The organism is Chenggangzhangella methanolivorans, from assembly GCF_042648545.1.
Taxonomy (GTDB): domain Bacteria; phylum Pseudomonadota; class Alphaproteobacteria; order Rhizobiales; family Methylopilaceae; genus Methylopila; species Methylopila methanolivorans.
In genome coordinates this window covers 1,402,009-1,425,808 of record NZ_JBHRXS010000006.1, presented here as the reverse complement: position 1 = coordinate 1,425,808, position 23,800 = coordinate 1,402,009, and the positions used below count along the sequence as shown (strand labels likewise).

The following is a 23,800-nucleotide window of genomic DNA, read 5'->3' as shown; positions in this document are numbered from 1 at the left end:
CGATGACGGCACATGACGACCACGCCGGAAACGACCATGGCAATGGCGGCGGGGACCACTCCGGCCATGCCCACGGGCCGGGCGGGCACGCGCATGCGCCCGCCAGTTTCGGCAAGGCGTTCGCGGTCGGCATCGGGCTGAACACCGTCTTCGTCGTCATCGAGGCAAGCTACGGCTACGCCAGCAACTCGCTCGCCCTCGTGGCGGACGCAGGCCACAATCTGTCCGACGTGCTCGGCCTCTTGGTCGCCTGGATCGCCGCGACGCTCGCCAGCCGTCCGCCGTCTCCGCGCTTCTCCTACGGCCTGCGCTCGTCCTCGATCATGGCGGCGCTGTTCAACGCGATCTTCCTGCTGATTGCGGTCGGGATGATCACCTGGGAGGCGATCCAGCGCTTCTTCGACCCCCAGCCCGTCGCCGGCGTGACCGTCATGGTGGTCGCCGCCATCGGGGTTCTGATCAACGGCTTCACCGCGTTCCTGTTCATGTCGGGCCGCAAGGGCGACATCAACATCAAGGGCGCATACCTCCACATGGTCGCCGACGCCGGGGTCTCGGTCGCCGTGATCGTCGCCGGGCTTCTGGTGATCGTGACCGGATGGGAATGGCTTGACCCCGTCGTCAGCCTGATGATCGCAGCGGTGATCACGATGGGCACCTGGGGGCTGCTGCGCGACAGCGTGACCATGTCGCTTGATGCGACCCCGCCGGGCATCGACCCCGCGGCCGTCGTCGCATTCCTTCAGCAGCGCCCCGGGGTCGTCGAGGTCCACGACCTCCACGTCTGGCCGATGAGCACGACCGAGACGGCGCTCACCGCGCACCTCGTCATGCCCTCGGGCCATCCGGGCGACGCAGCCATGCGCTCGATCGCCGAGGAGCTCGAAAAGCGCTTCGGCATCGCCCACCCAACGATCCAGATCGAGCTCGCGACGGGCTCCTGTCCTCTGGCCCCCGCCCATGCGGTCTGAGGCTGGGACACGCGCCGCGGCTTTCCTACGCGCGCTTTCGCGCAAGGCGGCGGCGCTTGCGACGCTTCTTGCCGTGCTGCTGCTCGCCGTGTCCCACGTCGAGATCGATCACGGCTCCCGCTTCGCGCCACTATCCGGCCAGCAGGCCGTGCTTGTGACCTCCGCTCCCTGCTCGTCCGCCGCGCTTGGGCATGCTGGCTCGGGCGCCGCCGAATGCTCAGCACCGTGCGTCGCGCCGCTTCCGGCCGCCCTCGGTTCCTGGGAGGCTCTCGCCCAGCGGTCCGCTGCCGTCCGATCCTCATGCCCCGGCCTCCACGGCGTCCATGTCGGTCTCGCCACCCCACCGCCCCGGATCGCCTGATCGCGCCGTCCGGCGGAAGCGGCGACGCCGTTCCGCCGACCTTGCTTTCAGCGACGCGTCCCTGACGCGACGGCCGACGCCGTCAGCGGGACGCAGAACCGACTCCGGGAAACGAAGACATGATCACCCACTCATCCTGCGCGCACCCCGCGCACCACGCGGACGACGCCGACCTGCTCGCGACCATCGAGGCTCACGAGATCGCCCTGTTTGCCCGCCGCGTCCGGCTTCCCCGCGGGGCGAAGCTCGACCTGCCGGGTCGGCACGGCTCTACGTTGGTGCTCGCCTCGGGAAGGCTCTCGGCCGAGACGATCACGTCCGACGGGCACGAGGCCTTCGCGGCCGACGTCGAGCCGGGTGACGTGATCGGCGAGGCTTTCGCGTTCGAGCGCTGCGACACGCCGTTCGAGGTGGTTGCCGACGAAGCGTCCGAGGCCTGGTGCTTCGAGGCGCGCGACTTCGCGGCCGCGTTCGAGCGCCACCCAGCCTTCGCAAAGGCGGTGGTGCGCGCGATGTGCCGTCGGCAGTGCCGGACGCTTCAAAGGATGTCGGAGGTCATGACCCTGCCGATGTCGGGCAGGCTGGAGGCCGAGCTGCTGAGGCTCGCGGCCTGCGACCCGTCCGGCCGCGCGATCGGGCGGCTGCCGACGCATCGGCAGATCGCCTCGCGCATCGCGACGCAGCGGGAGGCGGTGACCAAGGAGCTGAGCCGCCTCGAACGACAGGGCGCGATCCGCAAGGAGCGATATGGCCTGAGACTCGTCGGGCCAAGCTGGAACACCTGAACTTGGGGCGGGCCAGCCCGGGGGAGGGCTGGCCCTGCGGCGCCGTCAGGGTTGGAGACCAAATGACGGCGCCGGTTCGGATCAGCGCGCGATCCCGCGGCTGGGGTCATGGCGGTTGCTCGCCTCACGGTCAACGCTGCCGGTCCTCTCGCTGGACAGGAGGCTGAAGTCCGGCACGCTGTCGTAGAAGTCGGCGCTGTCGCGCAGGTGCTGGTTCGTCGAGTTGGCGGGCCCGGTCCCGGCCGTCGCGGCCGCGACCGAGGACATTAGAACGAGGGCGGCGGCGATCATGGTCTTCATCGTGGGTCACTCCCTTGTGGAAGCTCGTCTTGAGCTTGGGGCCACGATGCCGGGAGGCCCGGATTCGCCGGGTGGAAAGTCCCACATTAGCGGACAACTGGACGTGAGCCGCGCGTGTGCGAAGGTGGCCGGGAAAGAAGGAGGGCGACGCCCATGACTATGGATCGCAGGACGTTCACGCTGCTGGCGGCCGGCGCCGCGCTGCTTTTCCCGGGCGGGGTCCGCGCCGCTCCGGCGATGACCGTCCACAAGGATCCGACCTGCGGCTGCTGCGAGGCCTGGGTCGATCACGTCCGCGCGGCCGGCTACGAGGCGCGGGTCGTCGAGGTCGCGGCCATCAACGCCGTAAAGGCGAAGCTCGGCGTGCCGCCGGGTCTGAGGTCCTGCCACACGGCCGAGATCGACGGCTACGTGCTCGAGGGCCACGTGCCCGCGGCTGCGATCGCGAGGCTGCTCGCCGAGCGCCCGAAGGTGCGGGGCCTCGCTGTGCCCGGGATGCCGATCGGATCGCCTGGCATGGAGGTCGAAGGCCGCGACTCCGAGACCTACGACGTGATGGCATTCGGCGACGAGCAGGAAAAATTCATGACGTTCAGAGGTGGCGATCCTGCGTGAACGTCAGAGCGACGCCGCGACCATCAAGCGCTTCACAAGACGCCGCCACCATCAAGCGCTTCACAAGACGCCGCCACGGGTGCATGCTTATAACGTGAGCCTGATCGCAGTGCTGAAACGTCTGACCTTTTTGCTGCTCGTCTTCGGCGTTGCTCTAGAGCCGCTGGGCGCGCAAGCGGGCTTTCGCGTCGGCACGACGTCTCAAGATGTGGCCACGGCGGAGACGATGGCGGAGGGCATGCCGTGTTGCCCAGACGAAGCCCCTCTTCGTCCAGCCTGTCCAAAGGTCTGCCCGCTGATGGCGGTCTGCATGACCGCAAGCATTCCAGCGACGCCCGAGTCCTCGACGCTCGGCGGCCGCTCGATTTTGGCGCTGGCGCAGCTCGTTCCGCTCGATGACCAGTCGCGTTCCGGACCTGTCGCCGGACCCCCCGCTAGACCGCCCCGTACCTGACGCGAACTGCGGCGCGTAAGCGCTGCGCTGCGCGGAACTGACCCGCGCGGTTCATTGCCGTGGGCGCTCCTGCCCGCGGTGAACGCCCGCGACCTGCGGGCGCATGGCGCGTATGGAAATTGAACAATGAATATCCGGTATCGGTGGCGTGCACCCGCCGCGACGCTTGCTGCTTTGCTGGCGATCAGCCCCATCGCCGCTCGGGCGGATTCCGACACTTACGAATTCCAGTTGATCGACTCCAGTACGAAGGCTGGTGAGGGCGTGATCCTCGCGGCGCGTCTCATCAACAAGCGAAGCGGCAAGCCGGTGTCGGACGCCGTGATTTTCGCCTGGCGGATCGACATGGCGCCGGACGGGATGCCCACGATGACAGGCTCGCTCGAACCCCATACTTCGGACGAGCCCGGCGTCTACCGGTTCAAGGCGAATCTGACGATGGAGGGGGCTTGGCGGCTTTCCCTGGCGGCTAAGGTTCAGGGAGAAAGCCAGACGATCGTTGGCCGCCCCTTGCTCCAGGTGCAGCCATGAGGCGCGCCGTCGTCGTCTGCCTGCTTGTAGCCGGCGTGGCCGGGGCTGGCTACGCTGGGTTCAACCGCGGCTGGATTCCTGTTTCAGAAAACCTCTTTCAGAGGGCGGCGGCGCAGCCGGCTTCAGACGGCCGGATCCTCTACTACCGCCATCCGGATGGCGGCGCGGTGTACTCCGCGGGTCCGCGCGAAGCTGACGACGGACGACCTTTTGCGCCGGTGCGCGAGGGCGAGGACGTCGGTTTCGATGCCAAGAACGGCGAGCCGACAGAGCCCGGAAGACGCGCTGTCGCCGTTGATCCGAAGCCGCAGAAGCCGGGCCGGATCCTCTTCTATCGCAACCCGATGGGGCTTCCGGATACGTCGCCCACGCCCAAGAAGGACTCGATGGGGATGGACTACATCCCCGTCTACGAGGGCGACGGTGAAGGATCGACGGTCAGCGTCGATCCAGGCAAGCGGCAGCGAAGCGGCGTCAGGACAGAAACGGTCTCAAGGCGTTCGCTGTCGGTTCCGGTTCGCGCCGCCGGCGTCATCCAGCTCGACGAGCGTCGCATTTCGGTCGTCGCGGTGCGCGCCCAGTCCTTCGTGAACAAGGTCGAACCGGTCACGACCGGCGACCGCGTTAAGCGTGGCCAAGTCCTGATGCGCCTGTACTCGCCGGAAGTGGCCGCGGCCGCTGCCCAATACCTATCGATCGTTGGTCAGCCGACCGCGGCCGGGAAAGCAGTCGTCGATGGCGCGCGGCGGCGACTGGAGAACCTCGACGTGCCAGACGCCGTCATCGACGAGGTCGAGCGGAGCCGGCGCGCGCCGCTCGATTTCGCGTGGACGTCGCCTCGCGACGGCGTGGTGCTCTCCCGGAAAGCCGTTGACGGCATGCAGGCCATGCCGGGCGAAGAGATGTTCCGCATCGCCGATCTCTCATTGGTTTGGGCGGTCCTCGACATCCCTGAAGCCCAGCTGCCGCTGGTCGAAGCCGGACAGACGGTCACGGTGCGGCCCCGCGGCGCGACGACGGCGTACAAGGGGCGTATCACGCTCATCTATCCCGAGATCAACGTCGCGACGCGGACCGCGCGACTGAGGGTCGAACTCGCCAATCCGGACGGCGCCCTCAAGCCGGAGATGTATGTCGACGCCGACATCGAGACCGGCGCCGCGGCGGCGGTCTTGGCGGCGCCGCTGAGCGCGGTGATCGACAGCGGCGACCGGCGGGTGGCGCTCATCGAAAAGGGCGAGGGCAAGTTCGAACCGCGCGACGTTACGATCGGTCGGTCCGGCGAAGGGTATGTCGAAGTGCGATCGGGACTCGCAGAAGGCGACAAGGTGGTGGTCGCGGCGAATTTTCTGATCGACGCCGAGAGCAATCTCAAGGCCGCGTTGAGCGGCCTTTCGGCGGGAGCGTCGCAATGATCGCCCGCCTCATTAGCTGGTCAGCGCGCAACGTGACGCTGGTCCTCATCGCCACCGCCTTCGCCGTGGCCGCCGGCCTCTATGCGTTGAAGACACTACCGCTCGACGCGATCCCGGATCTCTCGGACGTCCAGGTGATCGTCTACACCGAATATTCCGGGCAAGGCCCGCAGGTCGTCGAGGATCAGGTCACCTATCCGCTGACGACCGCGATGCTCACGGTTCCCAAGTCGAAGGTGGTCCGGGGTTTTTCGTTCTTCGGGGTTTCGTTCGTCTATGTGATCTTCGAGGACGGCACCGACCCGTACTGGGCCCGCTCGCGCGTGCTCGAATTCCTGAGCGCCGCCGCGTCGCGCTTGCCCTCTTCAGTGACGCCGACGCTCGGTCCTGACGCGACCGGCGTCGGCTGGGTGTACCAGTACGCGGTTCTGGCGAAGAACCTCACGCTCGCCGAAACCCGCTCCCTGCAGGACTGGCGGGTTCGCTTCGGCGTGTCCGGCGCCGGTGGCGTCGCAGAAGTCGCGAGCGTCGGGGGCTTCGAGAAGCAGTACAACGTCGTCGTCGATCCGCAGCGGCTGCGGACGCTTGGCGTTCCGCTATCTAAGGTTCGGGACGTCGTTCGCGGCGCGAACATGGACACAGGCGGCCGCACCGTCGAGCTTAGCGAGTTCGAGTTCATGGTTCGCGGCCGCGGTTACGTGAAGTCGCTCGCTGATCTCGAGAAAGCCGTGGTGAAGGCCGACGGCGGGGTGCCTGTCCTTCTCAAGGACGTAGCGCGCGTCGAACTCGGCCCGGACGAACGCCGCGGCGTCGCGGAGCTCAACGGCGAGGGCGAAGTTGCTAGCGGGATCGTGCTGCAGCGGTTCGGCGCCAATGCGCTCGAAGTAATCGCGAACGCCAAATCGCGCATTTCGGAACTGATGCCGAGCCTGCCGTCAGGGTCCGAGATCGTGCCCGTCTACGATCGCTCGACGTTGATCGAGGCCGCGATCGAGACGCTCAAGGGCACGCTGGTGGAGGAGAGCATCGTCGTCGCGCTGGTGACGATCGTCTTCCTGCTTCACGTCCGAAGCGCGCTGGTCGCGATCCTCATGCTCCCCGTCGGCATTCTGATCGCCTTCGTCGCGATGCGGGCGCTCGGCATCGGCGCGAACATCATGAGCCTTGGCGGCATCGCGATCGCGGTCGGCGCCATGATCGACGCGGCGATCGTCATGATCGAGAACGCGCACAAGCATCTCGAGCGTGCCCCCGAGGGCAAGCCTCGGATCGAATCCGTGATTGAAGCGGCGTCGGAGGTCGGGCCATCGCTGTTCTTCAGCCTGGCCATCATCACGGTATCCTTCCTGCCGATCTTCACGCTCGAGAGCCAGGAAGGGCGGCTCTTTGGACCTCTCGCCTTCACAAAGACATTTGCGATGGCCGCCGCAGCACTTCTGTCGGTGACGCTTGTGCCTGCCCTGATGGTTCTCTTCGTCCGGGGCCGGATCATTCCCGAGGCGAAGAATCCGGTGAACAGGATCCTGATCGCGATCTACCGACCGATCATCCGTGGAGTCCTGAAGGCCAAAACCCTCACGCTCGCGCTCGCGCTCGCGGCGCTCGCGATCTCCGTATGGCCGGCGACGAGGCTTGGCAGCGAATTTATGCCTCCGCTCGACGAAGGCACGCTGATGTACATGCCGACGACCCTACCGGGTCTGTCGATCACCAAGGCGGCCGAATTGCTCCAGATGCAGGACCGGATCATCAAATCGTTTCCGGAGGTCAAGACGGTCTTCGGCAAGGCCGGGCGCGCCGCGACGGCGACGGATCCCGCTCCGACCGAGATGTTCGAGACCATCATCAACCTCAAACCAAAGGCTGAATGGCGGCCCGGCGTCACGACGGAGAGCCTGAAGGCCGAAATGGATCGGGCGCTGCAGTTCCCGGGCGTGTCGAACGCCTGGACCATGCCGATCCGCGCCCGCATCGATATGTTGGCTACCGGCATTCGGACACCGGTCGGCGTCAAGATCTTCGGTTCCGACCTCGGCGAGATGGAGAAGATCGCAAAGCGCGTCGAGGCGGTCCTGAAAGGCGTGCCCGGGACCTCAAGCGCCTACGCGGAACGCGTGATCGGGGGCTACTACCTCGACATCACGCCCGATCGCGCGGCGCTCGCTCGCTATGGTCTGATGGTGAGCGACGCGCAGGACGCCGTCTCCTCCGCTTTGGGCGGCGAGGCTGTGACCACCACGGTCGAGGGCCGTGAGCGCTACTCGGTCAATGTTCGCTATCCCCGCGACCTGCGCGATGATCCGGACGCGATCGGCCGCAACCTTCTCATCGCGCTGCCGAACGGCGGAACCGTGCCGCTCGGCGAGGTCGCCAGCATCGAGCGAACGCGGGGACCGACATCGATCCGGACCGAGAACGGCCAACTCGCGGTCTATGTGTTCGTCGACATCACGGGCCGGGACCTCGGGGGCTATGTCGCCGAGGCCCGGCGCACTGTCGCGGATCAGGTCGCGCTGCCGACCGGCTACCAGATCGCCTGGAGCGGTCAGTTCGAATATCTCGAAAGGGCCGAGGCCCGTCTGATGATCGTCGTCCCCGTGACGTTGATGATCATCTTCCTGCTGCTCTACCTGAATTTCCGCAGATTGGCCGAGACGCTGATCGTCATGCTGTCCTTGCCGTTCGCGCTCGTCGGCGGCCTCTGGCTGATGTGGTGGCTCGGCTTCAACCTGTCTGTCGCGGTCGCGGTCGGCTTCATCGCGCTCGCCGGCGTCGCCGCCGAGACCGGCGTGATCATGCTGATCTATCTCGATCACGCGCTCGAAGAGCTGAAGGCGCGCCGCGCCTCACAGGGGCGGGTCTTCACGCGCGCCGACCTGCACGAAGCCATCATGGTCGGCGCGGTTGAGCGCGTGCGGCCGAAGATGATGACCGTCGTCGCGATCATGGCTGGCCTGCTCCCCATCCTCTGGAGCACAGGGGCGGGATCCGAGGTCATGCAGAGGATCGCCGTTCCGATGATCGGCGGAATGGCGTCGTCGACCATCCTGACCCTTCTGGTCATCCCGGCCGTGTATGCGCTGGTGAAAGGCGTCGGCCTGGCGCGGTTCGATCCTGCGCGCGACGAAATCGGCGTCGGGGCGGCTCCAGCGAGCGGAGGGTAGAGACGATCGTGCTGTTCATGGCGTCGAAGTCGGTCGAATTCCTCCTGTCGCCGTCGAATGTGATCGGTCTGCTCGCCGTGCTGGGGCAGAGGACGCAAAAGCCAAAGCCGACCTGCGGCTAAACCGCAGCAGCAAGACGACTGCGGTTGAATGAATATCATGATATGATATTATCTTTCGTGGGATAGGAGAGAGCATGCCGATTGAAGCTTCGACGGTGGATGATCTCTTCGCCAAGATCGGTTCGGCGCTTCAAACGCCCGCAACGCTCTGCGTGATTGGGAGCACGCCCGGCATTGCCACGGGGCAGAAGGAGCGTCAGACCCCAGATATCGACGTATGGTTTGCTGGCTCTAGCTTTGACGTCGCAGAGCTATCTACAGTCTGTCGAAACATCGGTGTTCTCTACGATCCGAAAGGCGAAATCGATCCAGATACGATATATATACAAATAATCAGGCCTGGTGTCGTTCAGCTTCCCAAGGATTTCGAAACAGAAACCATCGGAAGATATGGTCAGCTTACGGTCATTATGCCAACCCCAGATTTGTTGGCTGCCGCAAAACTTGTTCGATCAAGCCCTGCTGATGTTCAGGACGTTGTCTGGTGGGTTAAACAGAGAGGAATAGATCTCTCTGACATCGAGTTGGCCATTAAAAAGCTTCCTCGAGCATCTGACCGGGAGGCTGCTTCCGAGAATCTCGTTTTCGTTGAGCTAACGACTGGTCGAGGCCATAAATGAGCAGATCTCCAAGAGAGCTGTATGTTGCTGCGCTTGACGCGCTGCTACGCGGGAATACGGCTTCAGTCGCCCAGAGTCGTGATTGGGAACTGCTCCGTGAAATATCTCGGCTGGCGACGTCGGATGCTCCAGTCGAACTGGCCGCGACAGATCCCGCGCTATTTCAAAGCTGGCGATCTGCAGTGACGCGTTTTCATCTGGCTGGATGGAGCGCCATGACGCCTGACCGGGTCGATCAGGTTGTTCGCCGAGTGCACGAAAAACAGCATGCCCCCGCTCTCTAAGTCGGAGCTCATCCTAAAGGCCCTCACAAATCGAAATATCGAACTCATTCGTATTATCAATCGAGAGGAGCCTGAAAGCGTCGCGGAACTAGCTAGACTAGCGAACCGGTCTCAATCAAACGTCTCAAGATCTCTGTCTTCATTAGTAGATCTTAATATAATAAGATTGGAAGGAAGGCGACCAAAGCGCCCTGTATTAAATGTGCCATCCGTAAGCATCAGATTTTTTGAAATAATTTGAACTAGACAATATTGGGCGATATTTCAATCATCGCCGATGTGGAGAACCAGAGCAGATTGTCATTCTCATCCGGAGCCGATCGGACGCACCCTTCATCGCGCTGCTTACGCAGCGCCTTCGATCCTCGACGCTTTACTTCAGATAGCAGCTTCCGATCGCGAGCGTCGTCGCGGCTAGCGAGATGACTCTCTGGGCAAGCACTCGAGACGTCATAGGCCGAGCCGCGTCAGCGATCTCCCGCGATAGAGCACGCGTGAGTTCGCCGGTCCCGAAAATGCCTCGGCAGGGCGTCTTTGGAAACTGATCACAGGATGCGTTTGATGCATAAAACCGAAAAATGTGAGCTATATCAATTTCGCGAAATTAGTATAATCGGCTTGTCCAGTGGACTCAAAATCGTTATATTAATCTCGCGAAAATAGTATAGCGAAAGCCATGAAATCAATCGGCCACATCTATCAGACCCTGTATTCCGAGCTCGCCCAGCGCAGCCTCGACGCCCGGTTCGCAAGCGATTTCCCGGCCGACGGACGGTTCGTGCCCGTAACGGTCAAGGACCGCAAATACTGGTACTTCGATCGTCCCGCCGGCGACGGCACCAGTAAGCAGGACCGGAGCTACGTCGGACCGGCCGACGACGAGGAGATCACCAAGCGCGTCGAGGCGTTTAAGGACTTGAAGGCCGACGTCAGGGAGCGGCGGAAAATCGTCTCGACCCTGATCCGGGAAGCCTATCTGCCGCGCCCCGACAAGACCGCGGGGGACATCGTGCAGGCGCTTTCCGAGGCCGGTCTGTTCCGTCTGCGGGGCGTGCTCGTCGGAACCGTCGCTTATCAGGCCTATTCCGCCATGCTGGGCGTCCGGCTCGAGAATACGGCGATGCTCACCGGCGACGCTGATTTCGCCCAGTTTCATTCCATCTCGGCGGCCGTCGGCGATCAGCTTCCGCCGGTCCTTGACGTCCTGCGTTCCGTCGACGGGACCTTCCGAGAAGTTCCACACATGAATGACGGGCGACTGTCGACGCAGTTTGTCTCGCGTTCGGGCTACAAAGTTGAATTCCTGACCCCGAACCGAGGGTCCGACGACAACGCGGGCGGACCTGCGCCGATGCCGGCCCTTGGGGGCGCGGCGGCCCAGCCGCTGCGCTTCTTGGACTTTCTGATCTATCAGCCCGAGCGCGCGGTGCTGCTGCATGGCGCGGGCGTGCCGATCCTCGTTCCCGCCCCGGAACGCTTTGCGATTCACAAGCTCATCGTCGGATCTCGCCGCCGGACGGACGGCGACGGAATGGCGAAGAGCGCAAAGGATCGCCTCCAGGCTCTGACGCTCATGAACGCCATGATCGAGCTGCGCCACAAAGAGGACCTCGCGGACGCGTATATGGAGGCCTGGAACCGCGGGCCGGCGTGGCGGGACGCCATCGGCTCGAGCCTGCGAAGCTATGACGACGACGACCGCTTCGGCCTGCGGCGGAGCCTTTCCGAAGGCGTTCAGGCGCTTGGAGCCAAACCCGCCGACTACGGACTTTACGATGACGACGACCGCCGCGAAGCGGCCGCCGACGCAGGCGAGGCGCACTGAACGAGGCCGCAGAGGCGTGGGATCTCGGGCTCCCCGGCACGCGCGTCGCTTTCAGATCTTTGTCGCCCTCAGCCTCAACGCGTTGCCGATCACGCTCACCGACGACAGCGCCATCGCGGCGGCCGCCACGATCGGCGACAGCAGCAGCCCGAAGACCGGATAGAGCGCGCCGGCGGCGATCGGCACGCCTGCGGCGTTGTAGACGAAGGCAAGCGCCAGATTCTGCCGGATGTTGGACATCGTCGCCTTCGACAGCGCGCGCGCCTTGACGATCCCCATCAGATCGCCGCGCACGAGCGTCACGCCGGCGCTCTCGATCGCCACGTCGGTTCCGGTGCCCATCGCGATGCCGACATCGGCGGCCGCGAGCGCCGGTGCGTCGTTGACGCCGTCGCCGGCCATGGCGACCACACGTCCTTCGCGCTTCAGCCGCTCGACGACCGCGTGCTTTTCTTCCGGCAGCACGTCGGCCACGACCTCGTCGATGGCGAGGGATCGCGCCACGGCCTCGGCCGTCGTCCGGTTGTCGCCGGTCAGCATCACGATCCGCATGCCTTCGGCCTTGAGCGCCTTCACGGCGTAAAGGGTGCTCGGCTTGATCGGGTCGGCGATCGCGAAGACGCCCGCGGCGCGGCCATCGACGGCGGCGAAGATCGCGGTCGCGCCCGAACGGCGAAGCGCGTCGGCCTTGTCCGCAAGCGCGCCGAGCTCGACGCCGGCGTCTTCGAGATAGCGAGCCTTTCCGAGCAGGATTTTGCGGCCGCCGACCGTTCCGCTTACGCCCTTGCCGCTCGGCGCATCGAAATCCTCGACGACGGGGATGGTCAGCTGCCGGTCCTCGGCGGCCGTCACCACGGCGCGGCCCAGCGGATGCTCGGAGGCGTGCTCGACTGCGGCCGCCAGGCTGAGAAGATCGTTCTCCGACACCCCGTCGGCGACTGCGATGTCCGTCACGGAGGGGCGGCCCTCGGTGAGCGTGCCGGTCTTGTCGACGACCAGGGCGTCGACCTTCTCGAGACGCTCGAGCGCCTCGGCGTTCTTGATCAGGACGCCAAGCGACGCGCCCTTGCCGACGCCGACCATGATCGACATCGGCGTCGCGAGGCCGAGCGCGCACGGGCATGCGATGATGAGCACGGCGACCGCCGCAACGAGGCCATAGGCGAAGCGCGGCTCCGGGCCGAACGCGGCCCAGGCAATGAAGGCGAGCGCCGCGACCGCGATCACGGCCGGGACGAACCAGCCCGAGACCTGGTCGGCCAGCTTTTGGATCGGAGCGCGCGAGCGCTGCGCTTCGGACACCATCTGCACGATGCGGGCGAGCATCGTGTCGCGGCCGACCTTCTGCGCGCGGATAGTAAGGGCGCCGGACTGGTTGATGGTCCCGCCGATGACGGCGTCGCCGACCGCCTTCGCCACCGGCATGGGCTCGCCGGTGACCATCGACTGGTCGACGTTCGACCGGCCGTCGGCCACTTCGGCGTCCACGGGAATTCGTTCGCCGGGACGGACGCGGAGCATGTCGCCGACGGCGATGTCTTCGACCGCGACGTCCTCTTCCGTACCGTCCGCCCGCGCGCGGCGCGCGGTCTTGGGCGCCAGGTTGATAAGCGCGCGGATCGCGCCCGACGTCTGGTCGCGCGCGCGCAGCTCCAGCACCTGGCCGAGCAGAACCAGCACGGTGATCACCGCGGCGGCCTCGAAATAGACGGCGACCGCGCCGTCCGGTCCTCGGAAAGCCGGAGGAAACAGGGCGGGCGCGAGCGTCGCCACCACGCTGTAGACGTAGGCGACCCCAACGCCCATCGCGATCAGAGTGAACATGTTGAGGTTGCGCGAGCGAACTGAAGCCCAGCCGCGCTGGAAGAAGGGCCAGCCGGCCCAAAGCACGACCGGCGTCGCCAGCGCGAACTGAATCCATATCGACGTCGCAGGCGGCACGACATGGTGGATCGCGGGGAGGAGATGCCCGCTCATCTCCAGCACGAAGATCGGCACAGCGAGCGCAAGCCCGACCCAGAAGCGGCGCGTCATGTCCGCCAATTCGTGATTGGGCTGGGCTTCCGCGCTGACCAGCTCCGGCTCGAGCGCCATGCCGCAGATCGGGCAAGAGCCGGGGCCGACCTGTCGGATCTCGGGATGCATCGGGCAGGTGTAGGTCGCGCCCTCGGGCGCCTCGGCGTGCTCAGCCTTGCTCTCCCCGGAATATTTCGCGGGGTCGGCTTCGAACTTCGACTTGCACCCGGCCGAGCAGAAGTAATGCGAACTCCCGCCGGCGTCGGACCGGTGCTTGGCGGTCGCGATCTCGACCGTCATCCCGCAGACCGGATCGATGGCGCTGCCGGCGCCCGACGCATGGCTCTCGCTTGAATGAGCATGGGCGCCATCTCGACGCTCGCCCTCGGCGCTGCGGTGATGCCCGTCATGCCCCCCGCAGCACGATCCTGAAGAGTGATGGACAGGGTCCGCCATCGTCGCCTCTCAAATACCAAGGTGGGGTATATACGAAGTTGATCTTTATACCCTGCAGGGGTACGGTGGCAAGCTATCGGATTCGGACCCCGTCAGTGCACGCTGTTCCATCTTCACGTCGGATCGAAAGGCGTCGCTTGACAGGCGTCTTCGCCTACCTGATGCGGCTGCTGTTTGTGGCGCTGATGACGATTGGCTTCATGGGGCTCCACTCCACCGCCGAAGCCGGGATCGTTCATCACGGCGAGAACGGCGAGTTCGTGTGTGCTTCCCCAAATGACGCGGGATGCCAGGACGAGGCGAAGTCTGGGGCGAATGATCTCTGCGGCCCTTCGGTTTGCGCAGCGGTTCCGGCGCCGGAGCCCCGAGCGTTCCCACATCTCTCGCTGTCTGATGCACTGACCTTTCGATTCTTCGAGACAATCGCTCTCGGCGCCATGATGGATCGCGCGACGCCGCCGCCCCGACGGCTCTGACCGCCACGTTTCGCGCAGCCGTAAGGCCTTGGGGGTCGAACGGCGAGGTCATCCTTTATGGGGCGGCGACAGCCATCAAACGCGCTTGCGTTTCGCGCGCCGCCAATGGTTTCAGTCATGATCCAATCGTCACGCATCGCGGCGGCGGCGCCGCATCGCGTCAGCTTTATCCCGGACATACTCGAGAGCCACGCGGCCGAGCTTGGCGCGCGCAGGCGCATTCTTCCGAAAGGCCAGACCGTCGATCTGCCGGACGGCGAATGCTGCGTCCTGATCGTGGTCGCGGGAATGCTGTCGGTCGTCACGCCAACGATCGACGGCAAGGAGGCGTTTCTGTCGGACGTTCGCCCCGGCGAAATGGTCGGCGAAGCCTTCGCCTTGGGTAACGACAGCGTTCCGCTCGCGGTCACCGCCGTCGAGCAGACTGAAGTTTGGGCATTGCGAAAGCCGGCATATCTGCGCGCGCTTTCCGACGTGCCTGAGTTCACGGTCGCGGCGATGGACGCGATGTGCCGGCGACAGTGCCGCACCAACCTGCGAATGGCCGAAAGCGTGACCATGCATGTGGCCGATCGGCTAGCGGCCGAACTGCTGCGGATGGCGCAATCGAGCGATGACGGCGAGCATATCGAACAGCTTCCAACCCATCGGGAACTTGCGGTGAGGATTGCCAGCCATCGCGAGGCCGTGACGAAGGAACTGAGCCGGCTGGAGCGCGTCGGCGCCATACGGCGCGAGGGTCCGCGGTTGGCTTTGGTGGGGCCGTCCTGGTCGAGGGATGGCCTGTGAATGCGAGGGCCGCGGCCGTGGGGGCTGCCGCGGCCCTCTTTCTCACAGGATGAAGATCAGTTCTTCACCCAGTGAGAAGCTCCGCCGGGGCTCCTGCTCGGGTCAGGCAGGGCATTCGTCTCGGAGGAAGCGTTGACGTGCTCCCAGCTCTTCGTCGGAAGCTTGTTCGGCGGGATGGTGCGCATCACCCAGCGACCATCAGCGTCAGGCGTAGAAAGCCCGGACTGCATCGGGGCGGTCAAAGGATGCGCAGAGGCGGTCGCGGCCACCGCGCTGGCAAGAATGAGGCCGAAACCTAATGACCTGAACATGTTCCTCTCCTTAAGCCGGCGGCGTTTGCGCCGGTGTTTGGAGAACATCTGACAGATCACGCCGAAGACATGTGGCGATCGCCACATCGCGTTTTCTTTTTGGCCGCTACTTTCGCACTGGGCTGGCGGTCAACGCGGCTCGCGTGACATTCAACAGGTTCAGATCGAAGGAGTTAACGTGTCTTATCTTGATCGCGCCATCGTCGCTGGAATCTTCGCAATCGGTCTGGCTGCTTCGTCAGCGGCGTTCGCGGAAGACAAAAACGCGACCCAAAACAATGGTCCGGCTCGTGAATCGGCCAGCAGTTCGTCTCATGTCGAGGTTCCAGCTCCGAAAGCTGGCGCGGTCGGTCAGGGGACAAAGGACGGCCGCCCAGCCGAGAAGGCGGACGACGGCAAGAAGGTCACCCCGACGCAGACCAGCGGACACGATCACTAACCGATCTTTGAGCCGGGACGTTTGCGACAGGCCATCGTCCCGGCCCTTTAAAGAGCATTGCATTGATACCCGGACTGGGTATTATGGAAACGATGATGGCGGCTGCTAAATCCTCCTGCGCCAAGCGCCTGAACCGGATCGAAGGTCAGGTTCGTGGAATCGCGCGCATGGTCGAGGAGGACCGCTACTGCATTGACGTCGTGACCCAGATCGCGGCGGTCCGCGCCGCGCTCAAAAAGGTCGAAGAGGTTATCCTCCAGGATCATGTGGGTTGCTGCGTCGAGCACGCCATCGAAAGCGGCGACAAGGACGAGCAGCGGAAAAAGGTAGCTGAGCTGGTCGACGTGCTCGGAAGGGTGCGGGGATGAGCCTGAAGGCGTTTTCCCGTGTGCTGGCCGGCTTTGCCCTGGCGCTGACGTTCTTCATCGCTTGGACAGCGCCCAGCCAAGCTCACGGCGGCCACGACGCTGCTATGACGTCGCAGTCGCACCAAGCGTCGGCGGAGGCTGCATCGACCACGACGCACGACCTCGCCGAAGTCGGCGATCGCGCCACAACTTCAGCCAGTGCTTCAGAGCCGGATTGCGCGGGACACGTTTCCGCGCCGGATGGGTCCACCAAGACCTGCTGCAGCAACACCTGTCATGCCGTCATGTCGACCGAGCTCGGGCTTCCCGTGGCGTTGTCGATGGCTGTTGCGGTTTTGACCTCAGGGACCGAACCGTCTGCGCTGCAGGGTCCCTCGATCTTTATCAAGCGCCCTCCCAGACGTCCGTCCGCGTTGGTCGGCTGACGTCTTGAGAACGTTTGCGCCCGGATGATCGTCCGAACCTCGTGAACCTTCCCCCAGTCGTCTGATCGACCGCGCTCGCCGGCGCAACCAGCGCCATCGCGTCCGTTCGTCAGATCTCGGGGTACTTCATGAAGCCGCTCGTCTCGGCCGTTGCAGCGTCGTTCGCTGCGCTTTTGAGCGCCTGCTCGGCGCTGCCGCCATCACCCGTCGTAGGCCCAGATGCGGCCGACCCATCGGCTCCCGCGCCGCGCAATCGATATGTCTCGGTCACTGCCGGCATGGCCAATTATCGCCCGGTAGAACCCAAGCCGTGGCTCGAGCAGAACAAGGCCGTCACCTCCAAGCCGATGGAGGGCATGTGATGAGCTTGCTCCGCTCCCGTTTTGCGCGCGTGTCCGTAGTGACCGCTTTGTCCGCGACGCTGGGCGCCTGCGCTTCGATCTCCGCCGATCGCGGCATGACGCCGGTCGTCTCGCGCGTTTCTCTCGATCTCGGCAAGGACACGGCGAAGATTGTGACGCCGGCCGACGCGGCCGCGGTCCAATCCCGCGTCACGAGGTTGCTCGCCAAGCCTTTGACCGCTGACGCCGCCGTCCAGATCGCGCTCCTGAACAATCGCGGTCTACAGGCGGAGTACAATGCGCTTGGCGTTTCCGAGGCAGAGTATGTGGAGGCGAGCCTCCCCCCGTCGCCTACGGTTTCGGTCGAGCGCGTCACCTATCGGGGCGAACTCGATATCGAGCGCCGGCTGATTGCCGATCTTTTGCAGCTCATCACGCTGCCAAGGCGCGCGAAGATCGCTGAGACCGAGTTCCGCGCGGCGCAATACAAGACGATCCAGGCGACGTTCCGGACGGCGGTGAAGGCGCGACGCGCGTTCTATCAAGCGGTAGCTGCGCGCGAGACGGCGGCGTTTCTGGAAACGGCGCGGGCGTCGGCGTCGGCGTCGGCCGAGCTAACCAAGAAGCTCGGTGAGACCGGCGCCACGACCAAGCTCAATCAGGCCCGTTCGGGAGCCCTCTACGCCGAGGTTGCGACCGAACTCGCGGAAGCGCGCCTTGACGCGATCAAGGAGCGCGAGGCGCTGACCAGGGAACTCGGTTTGTGGGGCCGGGACCTCGACTACAAGCTTCCATCCCGGCTTCCCGGTTTTCCCCGACTGAAGACGCAGGGTGACGTTGAGGCCACCGCTCTTCGTCGTCGCGTTGATCTCATCGGCGATCGGTTTGAGCTCGACGCGCTGGCGCAGAGCTACGGGCTGACTGAGCAGACCCGCGCGATCTCCATGCTCGAGGTCACCGGCCTCGCCAATCATTCGAAATCGGCGGAGGGCGACAAAGCCAATCCGAAGGGATTCGAGGTCGCGGTTCAGATCCCGATCTTCGATTTCGGGAAAGCGCGCTCCGCGAAGGCCGAAGAGACCTACATGGGCGCGGTCAACAGACTGCTTGAGAAGGCGGTCAACGCCCGCTCGGAGGCTCGCGAGGCCTATGCGACCTATCGCGGCCGCTACGACATCGCGAGGGCGTTCCAGACCCGTGTCCTGCCGCTTCGGAAGATCATCACCGACGAGTCGCAGCTCCAGTACAACGGCATGCTGGTCGACGCCTTCGAGCTTCTGACCAACGCCCGCGAGAACGTCGCCTCGAACGTCGCGGCCATTCGCGCCAAGCGCGATTTCTTCATCGCCGACGTCGACTTCCAGGCCGCCCTTATCGGAGGGGGCGGCGCCGAGGAGGCGTCGCCTGAGCCGAAGCTCGCCTCGGCCGCCTCCTCATCCGCCGCATCGCCTCAGTGACCGGGAGAGACATCATGACCGTCTCGCGCAGATCCTTTCTGTCCGCATCCGCAGCGGGCGCCACGTCGCTGGTCGCGGCGGCCGCAGTCTCGGGCCGCGTTCAGGCCGCTTCGATCCCCGAAGCGGCGACCATGAAGGACGCGGCCATGCAGCCGCCGCTCGTCCCGTCGACGGGCCCCGACTACAACCCGGTCGTCACGCTGAACGGCTGGACCGCGCCCTGGCGCATGAACGGCGAGTGGAAGGAGTTCCACCTCGTCGCCGAGCCCGTGATCCGCGAGCTCGCCCCGGGCATGGTGGCGCATCTGTGGGGCTACAACGGCCAGTCGCCGGGTCCGACCATCGAGGCGGTGGAGGGCGACAAGGTCCGGATCTTCGTCACCAACCGCCTGCCGGAGCACACGACCGTCCACTGGCACGGGCAGCTCCTACCCTCCGGCATGGACGGCGTCGGCGGACTGACCCAGCCGCACATCAAGCCCGGACAGACCTTCGTCTACGAGTTCCAGCTCCGGAAGAGCGGGACCTTCATGTACCACCCGCACGCCGACGAGATGGTCCAGATGGCCATGGGCATGATGGGCTTCTTCGTCGTGCATCCTAAGGACCCGGCGTTCCGGCGTGTCGATCGCGACTTCGTCTTCCTGATGTCGGCCTACGACATCGACCCGGGGACCTACGTGCCCCGCGTCGCGGAGATGACCGACTTCAACCTCTGGACCTGGAACACCCGCGTGTTCCCGGGCATCGACCCAATCGTTGCCGGCAAGGGCGACAAGGTCAGGATCCGCTTCGGCAACCTTACCATGACCAACCACCCGATTCACATGCACGGCTACGACTTCAAGGTGTCGTGCACGGACGGCGGCTGGGTGCCGGAGGCGGCGGCGTGGCCCGAGGTCACCATCGACTGCGCCGTCGGGCAGATGCGGGCCTTCGACTTTGTCGCCGACGTGCCCGGCGACTGGGCGATCCACTGCCACAAGTCGCACCACACCATGAACGCCATGGGCCATGAGGTCGCGAACTTCATCGGCGTGAACAAGAAGGACATCGCCAAGAAGATCAAGGCGGTTGTGCCTGGCTACATGCCTATGGGCAGCGCCGGAATGGCCGACATGGGCGAGATGGAGATGCCGCTCCCCGACAACACGCTGCCGATGATGACGGGCTTCGGCCAGTTCGGGCCGATCGAGATGGGCGGGATGTTCACGGTGGTGAAGGTCCGGGAGGGCGTCGAGCGCGGCGACTACAAGGATCCGGGTTGGTTCAAGCATCCCGAAGGTCAGGTCGCCTTCGAGTGGAAGGGACCGCAGCAGGCCGCGACCAGCCAGCCTCCGGCGAAAGCGATGCCCGGCGACATGGAAATGAACGTCGTGAAGCCGAAGGCCGGCTCCGGCGGACACGCAAACCACTGATCTCAGGAAAGATTGGAACACTCGAAATGAAACAGATGTTCAAGTTCGCCGTCATTCTGGGCGCGGCGTTGCTTCCGACGCTTGCCCTTGCCGACGCCGGCCACGATCACGGCGGATCGCGGGCTTATGGCGAGCCTGGAGATCCCAAAAAGCCCAATCGAACCATCGAGATCGTCATGAAGGAAACTGACGACGGCAAGATGATATTCGAGCCGAACTCGGTGTCCGCCAGCAAAGGAGAACAGATCCGGTTCGTTCTGAAGAACGAGGGCCAACTCGACCACGAGTTCATGCTGGCGACGCGGGCTGAAAACGATAAGCACGCGATCGCGATGCAGAAGGCTCCCGACATGGAGCATGACGATCCGAACGGACGGCGGATCGCGCCGGGCAAGACCGATGAAATCATCTGGAAATTCTCGAAGTCGGGCGAGTTCAACTTCGCCTGCCTGATCCCGGGCCATCGCGAGTCCGGGATGGACGGCTCTGTCGCCGTCAAATGACGAAAAACCTCAAGGAGAAGAACATGAAAGTCATCAAGACCGCCGTGAGCGCCGCCGCCTTCGCGCTGCTGGCCACGACCGCTGCTTGGGCTGTGGAAGGGACCGTCAAGAAGATCGACGAGAGCGCCGGCAAGGTCACGCTGGAGCACGGTCCGATCAAGTCTCTCGGCATGGATGAGGGGATGACGATGGTCTTTAAGGCCGGAGATCCTGCGATGCTGAAGTCGGTCAAGGTCGGCGACAAGGTCAACTTCGAGGCCGATCGCGTCAATGGCCAGATCACGGTCACCAAGATCCAGAAGAACTAATCTTTCCAGAAGCGGGCGCGGTGAGCGCGCCCGCTTCGAATACGATTTCGGAGACGCGAGATGTTGAGGATACTGCTGGCGACGGCGTTCGCCGTGAGCGCAGGGGCCGCGATGGCGCAGGACGCCAAAGCACCGCCGGAGGGAACGGAGAGCCTGCCCAAGGCTTGCCAGTCGGCCTCGCCCGGACAGGGCATGACGGGCAAGGCGATGGAGATGGGCGACATGGCGTCCCACTCGATGTCCAGCATGGGCGAACCCCAGATGGCTTCGATGAAGGCCATGCAGGAGATGAACCGGACTATGAGGGCGACGCATGGGATCAAGGATCCCGACCTCGCCTTCGTCTGCGGCATGATCGCTCATCACCGCGGCGCGGTGGCGATGAGCAAGATCGAGCTGCAGAGCGGCAAGGACGATCAGGCCAAGGCCTGGGCCAGGAAGATCATCGAGGACCAGGAAAAGGAGATCGCGGAGTTCGAGGCCTGGGCGGGCAAGCGCGCCCAGTAGAGCCGCCGTCAACCGGAATCGAGGGAGGAAGCCATGGCCTGTCCCGCCGCCCGATCGCTGTCTTGGCCTCGCCGTCACAGCATTCTTGTCGGAGCCCTTCTCGGCGCTCTGGCGTCGGTAGGGCCGGCCGACGCGACGGGAGCGGGCCCGACGAAAAGCGCCGTCGACACTGACGTTCTCGCCAATGTCCTGTCGACGGCCTTTCTCGCCGACAACCTTAGCCGTGTCTGCGCCGAGCAGAACCGATGGTTTCTGGAGGACACCAAGGGCGCGGAAGGCGACGGTCGCGCATTCGCCGAGCACATCAAGGCGGAGATCCTGTCCCGGGTATCGGAGAGCGACGCTGGCGTCGTCGTGATCCGGGCGGCGAACGCCGCGAGGGCCATCTCTCTCGGATTGATCCACGTGATGAGCGGCGACTCCGCGGCCTCGGAGACCGAGCGCCTGGTTGCATGGTGCGAGACCACCGCCAAGCCGCTCGTTAAAGGGATTCTGGCGCAGCACGACATCCGGCATGACCTCTATGACCGGATGCTTTCCCAGGCAAAACAATAACCAGCTCCCGACGCCCTCGTCGTTCGGCGAGGGCGCGATCGAGGTCTTCGCATGTTCGTTCAACCTGTCGATTATTTTCTCGCCGTCTGGTTCGCGCTAGCCTTGGCGTCGACGCTCTACGTCGCGGTCGACCAGTATAGGAACAATCCCGAGCCGGTCGTGATGAAGTGGGGGTTTATCCTCGTCACGCTCTACATGGGTCCGATCGGCCTTCTGCTTTATGTGCTTGCCGACAAAGAGCCGCGGCCGGGAAAACATGAGGAGTTCGTCAAACCGCTCTGGAAACAGGGCGCGGGCTCGACGATCCATTGCGTCGCCGGCGACGCGACGGGCATCATTCTGGCGGCGGTGATCACGGCCTCGCTTGGGTTGCCGATGTGGCTCGACCTGATCGTCGAGTATCTCGCCGGCTTCGCCTTCGGGCTCTTCATTTTCCAGTCCCTGTTCATGAAATCGATGATGGGCGGAACCTACTGGGAGAACGTTCGCAAGAGCTTTCTACCCGAATTCATCAGCATGAACTTCATGATGGCCGGCATGGCGCCGGTCATGAGCCTGCTGATGATGGGGCGCGACATGCGCGCCATGGAGCCGACCGAGCTGCTGTTCTGGGGCGTGATGTCGCTCGGCGTGATCGTGGGGTTTGCGACGGCCTATCCCGCCAATGTGTGGCTGGTCGCCAGAGGCCTGAAGCACGGCCTGATGACGGAGCGGCCGGAGGCGAAGTCACAGGCCGGCCACGCGGGTCACGACGGCCGTAAGGGCGGCGACGACGACCGCCACACTGACGCCGGGCATAGCGGCATGGGAGCGGGCGCGACGGTTCCGCAGCTTGCGGCAATCGGCGGCGTTTCGGTTCTGGCCCTCGGGCTCGGCATGGTCTCGCCGGCGAATTGGGTGAATATGTCCCTGTCCGCGAAGGACGTGCGCGGCGCGATCATGCCGCCCGGCATGATCATGGACCGCGACACGCCGGCCGACGCCATGCTGGACATGGCGGCCGCCGATCCTCGGCTGATCTCAGCGACCTTCGGGCCAAACGTCCGGGGCGATCAGGATGCGCCCTTCCGCATGGAAGGCGACGTCAAGGTGTTCGATCTCGAGCCGACCGTGATCCGCTGGTCGATCCTGCCCGGGGTGACGGTCGACGCTTACGCCTACAACGGTCAGATCCCCGGTCCCCGCCTCCATATCCGCCAGGGCGACACGGTCCGGATCAACGTCAGGAACAGGTTGCCGGAAGATACCACCATCCACTGGCATGGCCTGATCCTGCCGAACCAGATGGACGGACCTGCGGAGATCACCCAGAAGCCGATCGAGCCTGGCGGGTCATACAGCTATGAATTTACTGCCGAGCAGCACGGCACCTACTTCTACCATCCGCACGCCAAGCCCGACCGGACCCAGGCGCTCGGCCTATATGGCGCTCTGATCATCGATCCGGCCAATCCGGCGGACGAGGTCACGGCCGACCATGACTACGTCATCCAGTTGCAGGAATGGCTCAAACGGGAGGGCCTGACCTATCCGGCGATGCCGATGGAAGGCGGCATGCCGAACTACTTTACGATCAACGGCCGGGCCTATCCCGCGACCGACACGATCCGGATGAAGGTCGGCGAGACGCTCAAGGTGCGGTTCGTCGGAACCAACAATGGGTTCGTTCACCCGATGCACATCCACGGCGGCCCGTTTCAGGTCGTCGCGCGGGACGGGGAGACAATTCCGGAGGCGGGGCGGTTCCTTGCCGATACAGTCAATGTGGGCCCCGGGCAACGCTATGATGTCGTCTGGACGGCGCGCCGGCCTGGCAAGTGGCTGATCCACTGCCATATCCCGCATCACACCTCGAACAACAATGTCGAAGAGAAGGGCGGCGGCGGGTTGATGACCGTCATCGACGTTGCGGGCTGAGGTGAGCCGCAAACGCGCCTCTTGGATCGATCCGAGACCGGTGGGCGGCGGCGCGTCGACGTTGTCA

At 64.6% G+C, this 23,800-nt stretch carries 26 protein-coding genes; 23 read left to right on the top strand and 3 right to left on the bottom strand.

The window, feature by feature from the left end; all coding sequences use genetic code 11:
* Positions 1–2 precede the first annotated feature (2 nt).
* Entirely contained in the window at positions 3–971 is a 969-nt protein-coding gene (locus ACFOWB_RS18275) for a cation diffusion facilitator family transporter (RefSeq protein ID WP_261403542.1), read from the top strand.
* 480 nt (positions 972–1,451) lie between these two features.
* Positions 1,452–2,117, top strand: a complete 666-nt coding sequence (locus ACFOWB_RS18270) for a Crp/Fnr family transcriptional regulator (RefSeq protein ID WP_378148697.1) — start codon at positions 1,452–1,454, stop codon at positions 2,115–2,117.
* A gap of 81 nt (positions 2,118–2,198) precedes the next feature.
* Here the strand turns inward: ACFOWB_RS18270 and ACFOWB_RS18265 are convergent, their stop codons facing one another.
* A complete protein-coding gene (locus ACFOWB_RS18265; protein WP_378148695.1) occupies positions 2,199–2,417 on the bottom strand; it encodes a hypothetical protein in 219 nt (72 codons plus the stop codon).
* Between the two features lie 153 nt (positions 2,418–2,570).
* On the opposite strand from ACFOWB_RS18265, the gene ACFOWB_RS18260 reads away from it, so the two are divergent.
* From ACFOWB_RS18260 to ACFOWB_RS18225, 8 genes are all read left to right on the top strand, one after another.
* Positions 2,571–3,032: a DUF411 domain-containing protein gene (locus ACFOWB_RS18260; protein ID WP_378148693.1), complete on the top strand. Its 462-nt coding sequence runs from the start codon at positions 2,571–2,573 to the stop codon at positions 3,030–3,032.
* A complete protein-coding gene (locus ACFOWB_RS18255; protein ID WP_378148690.1) occupies positions 3,016–3,486 on the top strand; it encodes a hypothetical protein in 471 nt (156 codons plus the stop codon). Before ACFOWB_RS18260 ends, ACFOWB_RS18255 begins: the two co-directional genes overlap by 17 nt.
* A gap of 126 nt (positions 3,487–3,612) precedes the next feature.
* Positions 3,613–4,017 (top strand): FixH family protein, encoded by a 405-nt coding sequence (locus tag ACFOWB_RS18250; RefSeq protein ID WP_378148688.1) that lies wholly within the window; start codon positions 3,613–3,615, stop codon positions 4,015–4,017.
* Entirely contained in the window at positions 4,014–5,432 is a 1,419-nt protein-coding gene (locus tag ACFOWB_RS18245) for an efflux RND transporter periplasmic adaptor subunit (RefSeq protein ID WP_378148686.1), read from the top strand. Before ACFOWB_RS18250 ends, ACFOWB_RS18245 begins: the two co-directional genes overlap by 4 nt.
* Positions 5,429–8,596, top strand: coding sequence for an efflux RND transporter permease subunit (locus ACFOWB_RS18240; RefSeq protein ID WP_378148684.1), 3,168 nt, complete (start codon positions 5,429–5,431; stop codon positions 8,594–8,596). Before ACFOWB_RS18245 ends, ACFOWB_RS18240 begins: the two co-directional genes overlap by 4 nt.
* A gap of 196 nt (positions 8,597–8,792) precedes the next feature.
* Positions 8,793–9,338: a DUF6036 family nucleotidyltransferase gene (locus ACFOWB_RS18235; RefSeq protein ID WP_378148682.1), complete on the top strand. Its 546-nt coding sequence runs from the start codon at positions 8,793–8,795 to the stop codon at positions 9,336–9,338.
* A 267-nt stretch (positions 9,339–9,605) separates the two neighbouring features.
* Positions 9,606–9,863 carry an HVO_A0114 family putative DNA-binding protein gene (locus tag ACFOWB_RS18230; protein ID WP_378148680.1) on the top strand — a complete coding sequence of 86 codons (258 nt, stop codon included), beginning with the start codon at positions 9,606–9,608 and terminating at the stop codon, positions 9,861–9,863.
* Between the two features lie 435 nt (positions 9,864–10,298).
* Positions 10,299–11,447 (top strand): nucleotidyltransferase family protein, encoded by a 1,149-nt coding sequence (locus tag ACFOWB_RS18225; protein WP_378148678.1) that lies wholly within the window; start codon positions 10,299–10,301, stop codon positions 11,445–11,447.
* Between the two features lie 51 nt (positions 11,448–11,498).
* On the opposite strand, the gene ACFOWB_RS18220 is transcribed toward ACFOWB_RS18225, so the two are convergent.
* A complete protein-coding gene (locus ACFOWB_RS18220; protein ID WP_315855116.1) occupies positions 11,499–13,763 on the bottom strand; it encodes a heavy metal translocating P-type ATPase in 2,265 nt (754 codons plus the stop codon).
* Between the two features lie 293 nt (positions 13,764–14,056).
* On the opposite strand from ACFOWB_RS18220, the gene ACFOWB_RS18215 reads away from it, so the two are divergent.
* Both ACFOWB_RS18215 and ACFOWB_RS18210 read left to right on the top strand, forming a co-directional pair.
* Entirely contained in the window at positions 14,057–14,395 is a 339-nt protein-coding gene (locus tag ACFOWB_RS18215; RefSeq protein ID WP_261403535.1) for a hypothetical protein, read from the top strand.
* 117 nt (positions 14,396–14,512) lie between these two features.
* Entirely contained in the window at positions 14,513–15,184 is a 672-nt protein-coding gene (locus tag ACFOWB_RS18210; protein WP_378148676.1) for a Crp/Fnr family transcriptional regulator, read from the top strand.
* A 56-nt stretch (positions 15,185–15,240) separates the two neighbouring features.
* On the opposite strand, the gene ACFOWB_RS18205 is transcribed toward ACFOWB_RS18210, so the two are convergent.
* Complete coding sequence (locus ACFOWB_RS18205) at positions 15,241–15,582, bottom strand: hypothetical protein (protein WP_378148674.1); 342 nt, start codon at positions 15,580–15,582, stop codon at positions 15,241–15,243.
* Positions 15,583–15,673: 91 nt separating this feature from the next.
* On the opposite strand from ACFOWB_RS18205, the gene ACFOWB_RS18200 reads away from it, so the two are divergent.
* The 11 genes from ACFOWB_RS18200 to ACFOWB_RS18150 all read left to right on the top strand — a co-directional run bounded on the left by ACFOWB_RS18200 (position 15,674) and on the right by ACFOWB_RS18150 (position 23,733).
* The gene (locus tag ACFOWB_RS18200) at positions 15,674–15,934 is read left to right on the top strand and encodes a hypothetical protein (RefSeq protein ID WP_261403533.1); all 261 of its coding nucleotides are present in this window, start codon (positions 15,674–15,676) and stop codon (positions 15,932–15,934) included.
* Positions 15,935–16,026: 92 nt separating this feature from the next.
* Positions 16,027–16,302 (top strand): metal-sensitive transcriptional regulator, encoded by a 276-nt coding sequence (locus ACFOWB_RS18195; RefSeq protein ID WP_378148828.1) that lies wholly within the window; start codon positions 16,027–16,029, stop codon positions 16,300–16,302.
* Positions 16,299–16,727, top strand: a complete 429-nt coding sequence (locus ACFOWB_RS18190; RefSeq protein WP_261403531.1) for a hypothetical protein — start codon at positions 16,299–16,301, stop codon at positions 16,725–16,727. The genes ACFOWB_RS18195 and ACFOWB_RS18190 overlap by 4 nt, the downstream gene beginning before the upstream one ends.
* 128 nt (positions 16,728–16,855) lie before the next feature.
* Complete coding sequence (locus tag ACFOWB_RS18185; RefSeq protein WP_261403530.1) at positions 16,856–17,089, top strand: hypothetical protein; 234 nt, start codon at positions 16,856–16,858, stop codon at positions 17,087–17,089.
* Complete coding sequence (locus ACFOWB_RS18180; RefSeq protein ID WP_378148671.1) at positions 17,089–18,525, top strand: TolC family protein; 1,437 nt, start codon at positions 17,089–17,091, stop codon at positions 18,523–18,525. Before ACFOWB_RS18185 ends, ACFOWB_RS18180 begins: the two co-directional genes overlap by 1 nt.
* Positions 18,526–18,539: 14 nt before the next feature.
* Positions 18,540–19,943 carry a multicopper oxidase family protein gene (locus tag ACFOWB_RS18175; protein WP_378148669.1) on the top strand — a complete coding sequence of 468 codons (1,404 nt, stop codon included), beginning with the start codon at positions 18,540–18,542 and terminating at the stop codon, positions 19,941–19,943.
* A 26-nt stretch (positions 19,944–19,969) separates the two neighbouring features.
* Positions 19,970–20,446, top strand: coding sequence for a cupredoxin domain-containing protein (locus tag ACFOWB_RS18170; protein ID WP_261403527.1), 477 nt, complete (start codon positions 19,970–19,972; stop codon positions 20,444–20,446).
* Positions 20,447–20,469: 23 nt separating this feature from the next.
* Positions 20,470–20,754, top strand: coding sequence for a copper-binding protein (locus ACFOWB_RS18165; protein WP_261403526.1), 285 nt, complete (start codon positions 20,470–20,472; stop codon positions 20,752–20,754).
* Positions 20,755–20,814: 60 nt separating this feature from the next.
* Positions 20,815–21,261, top strand: a complete 447-nt coding sequence (locus tag ACFOWB_RS18160) for a DUF305 domain-containing protein (RefSeq protein ID WP_261403525.1) — start codon at positions 20,815–20,817, stop codon at positions 21,259–21,261.
* 33 nt (positions 21,262–21,294) lie between these two features.
* The gene (locus tag ACFOWB_RS18155; protein ID WP_261403524.1) at positions 21,295–21,816 is read left to right on the top strand and encodes a hypothetical protein; all 522 of its coding nucleotides are present in this window, start codon (positions 21,295–21,297) and stop codon (positions 21,814–21,816) included.
* Positions 21,817–21,867: 51 nt separating this feature from the next.
* Positions 21,868–23,733, top strand: a complete 1,866-nt coding sequence (locus ACFOWB_RS18150; RefSeq protein ID WP_261403523.1) for a DUF4396 domain-containing protein — start codon at positions 21,868–21,870, stop codon at positions 23,731–23,733.
* Positions 23,734–23,800 lie beyond the last annotated feature (67 nt).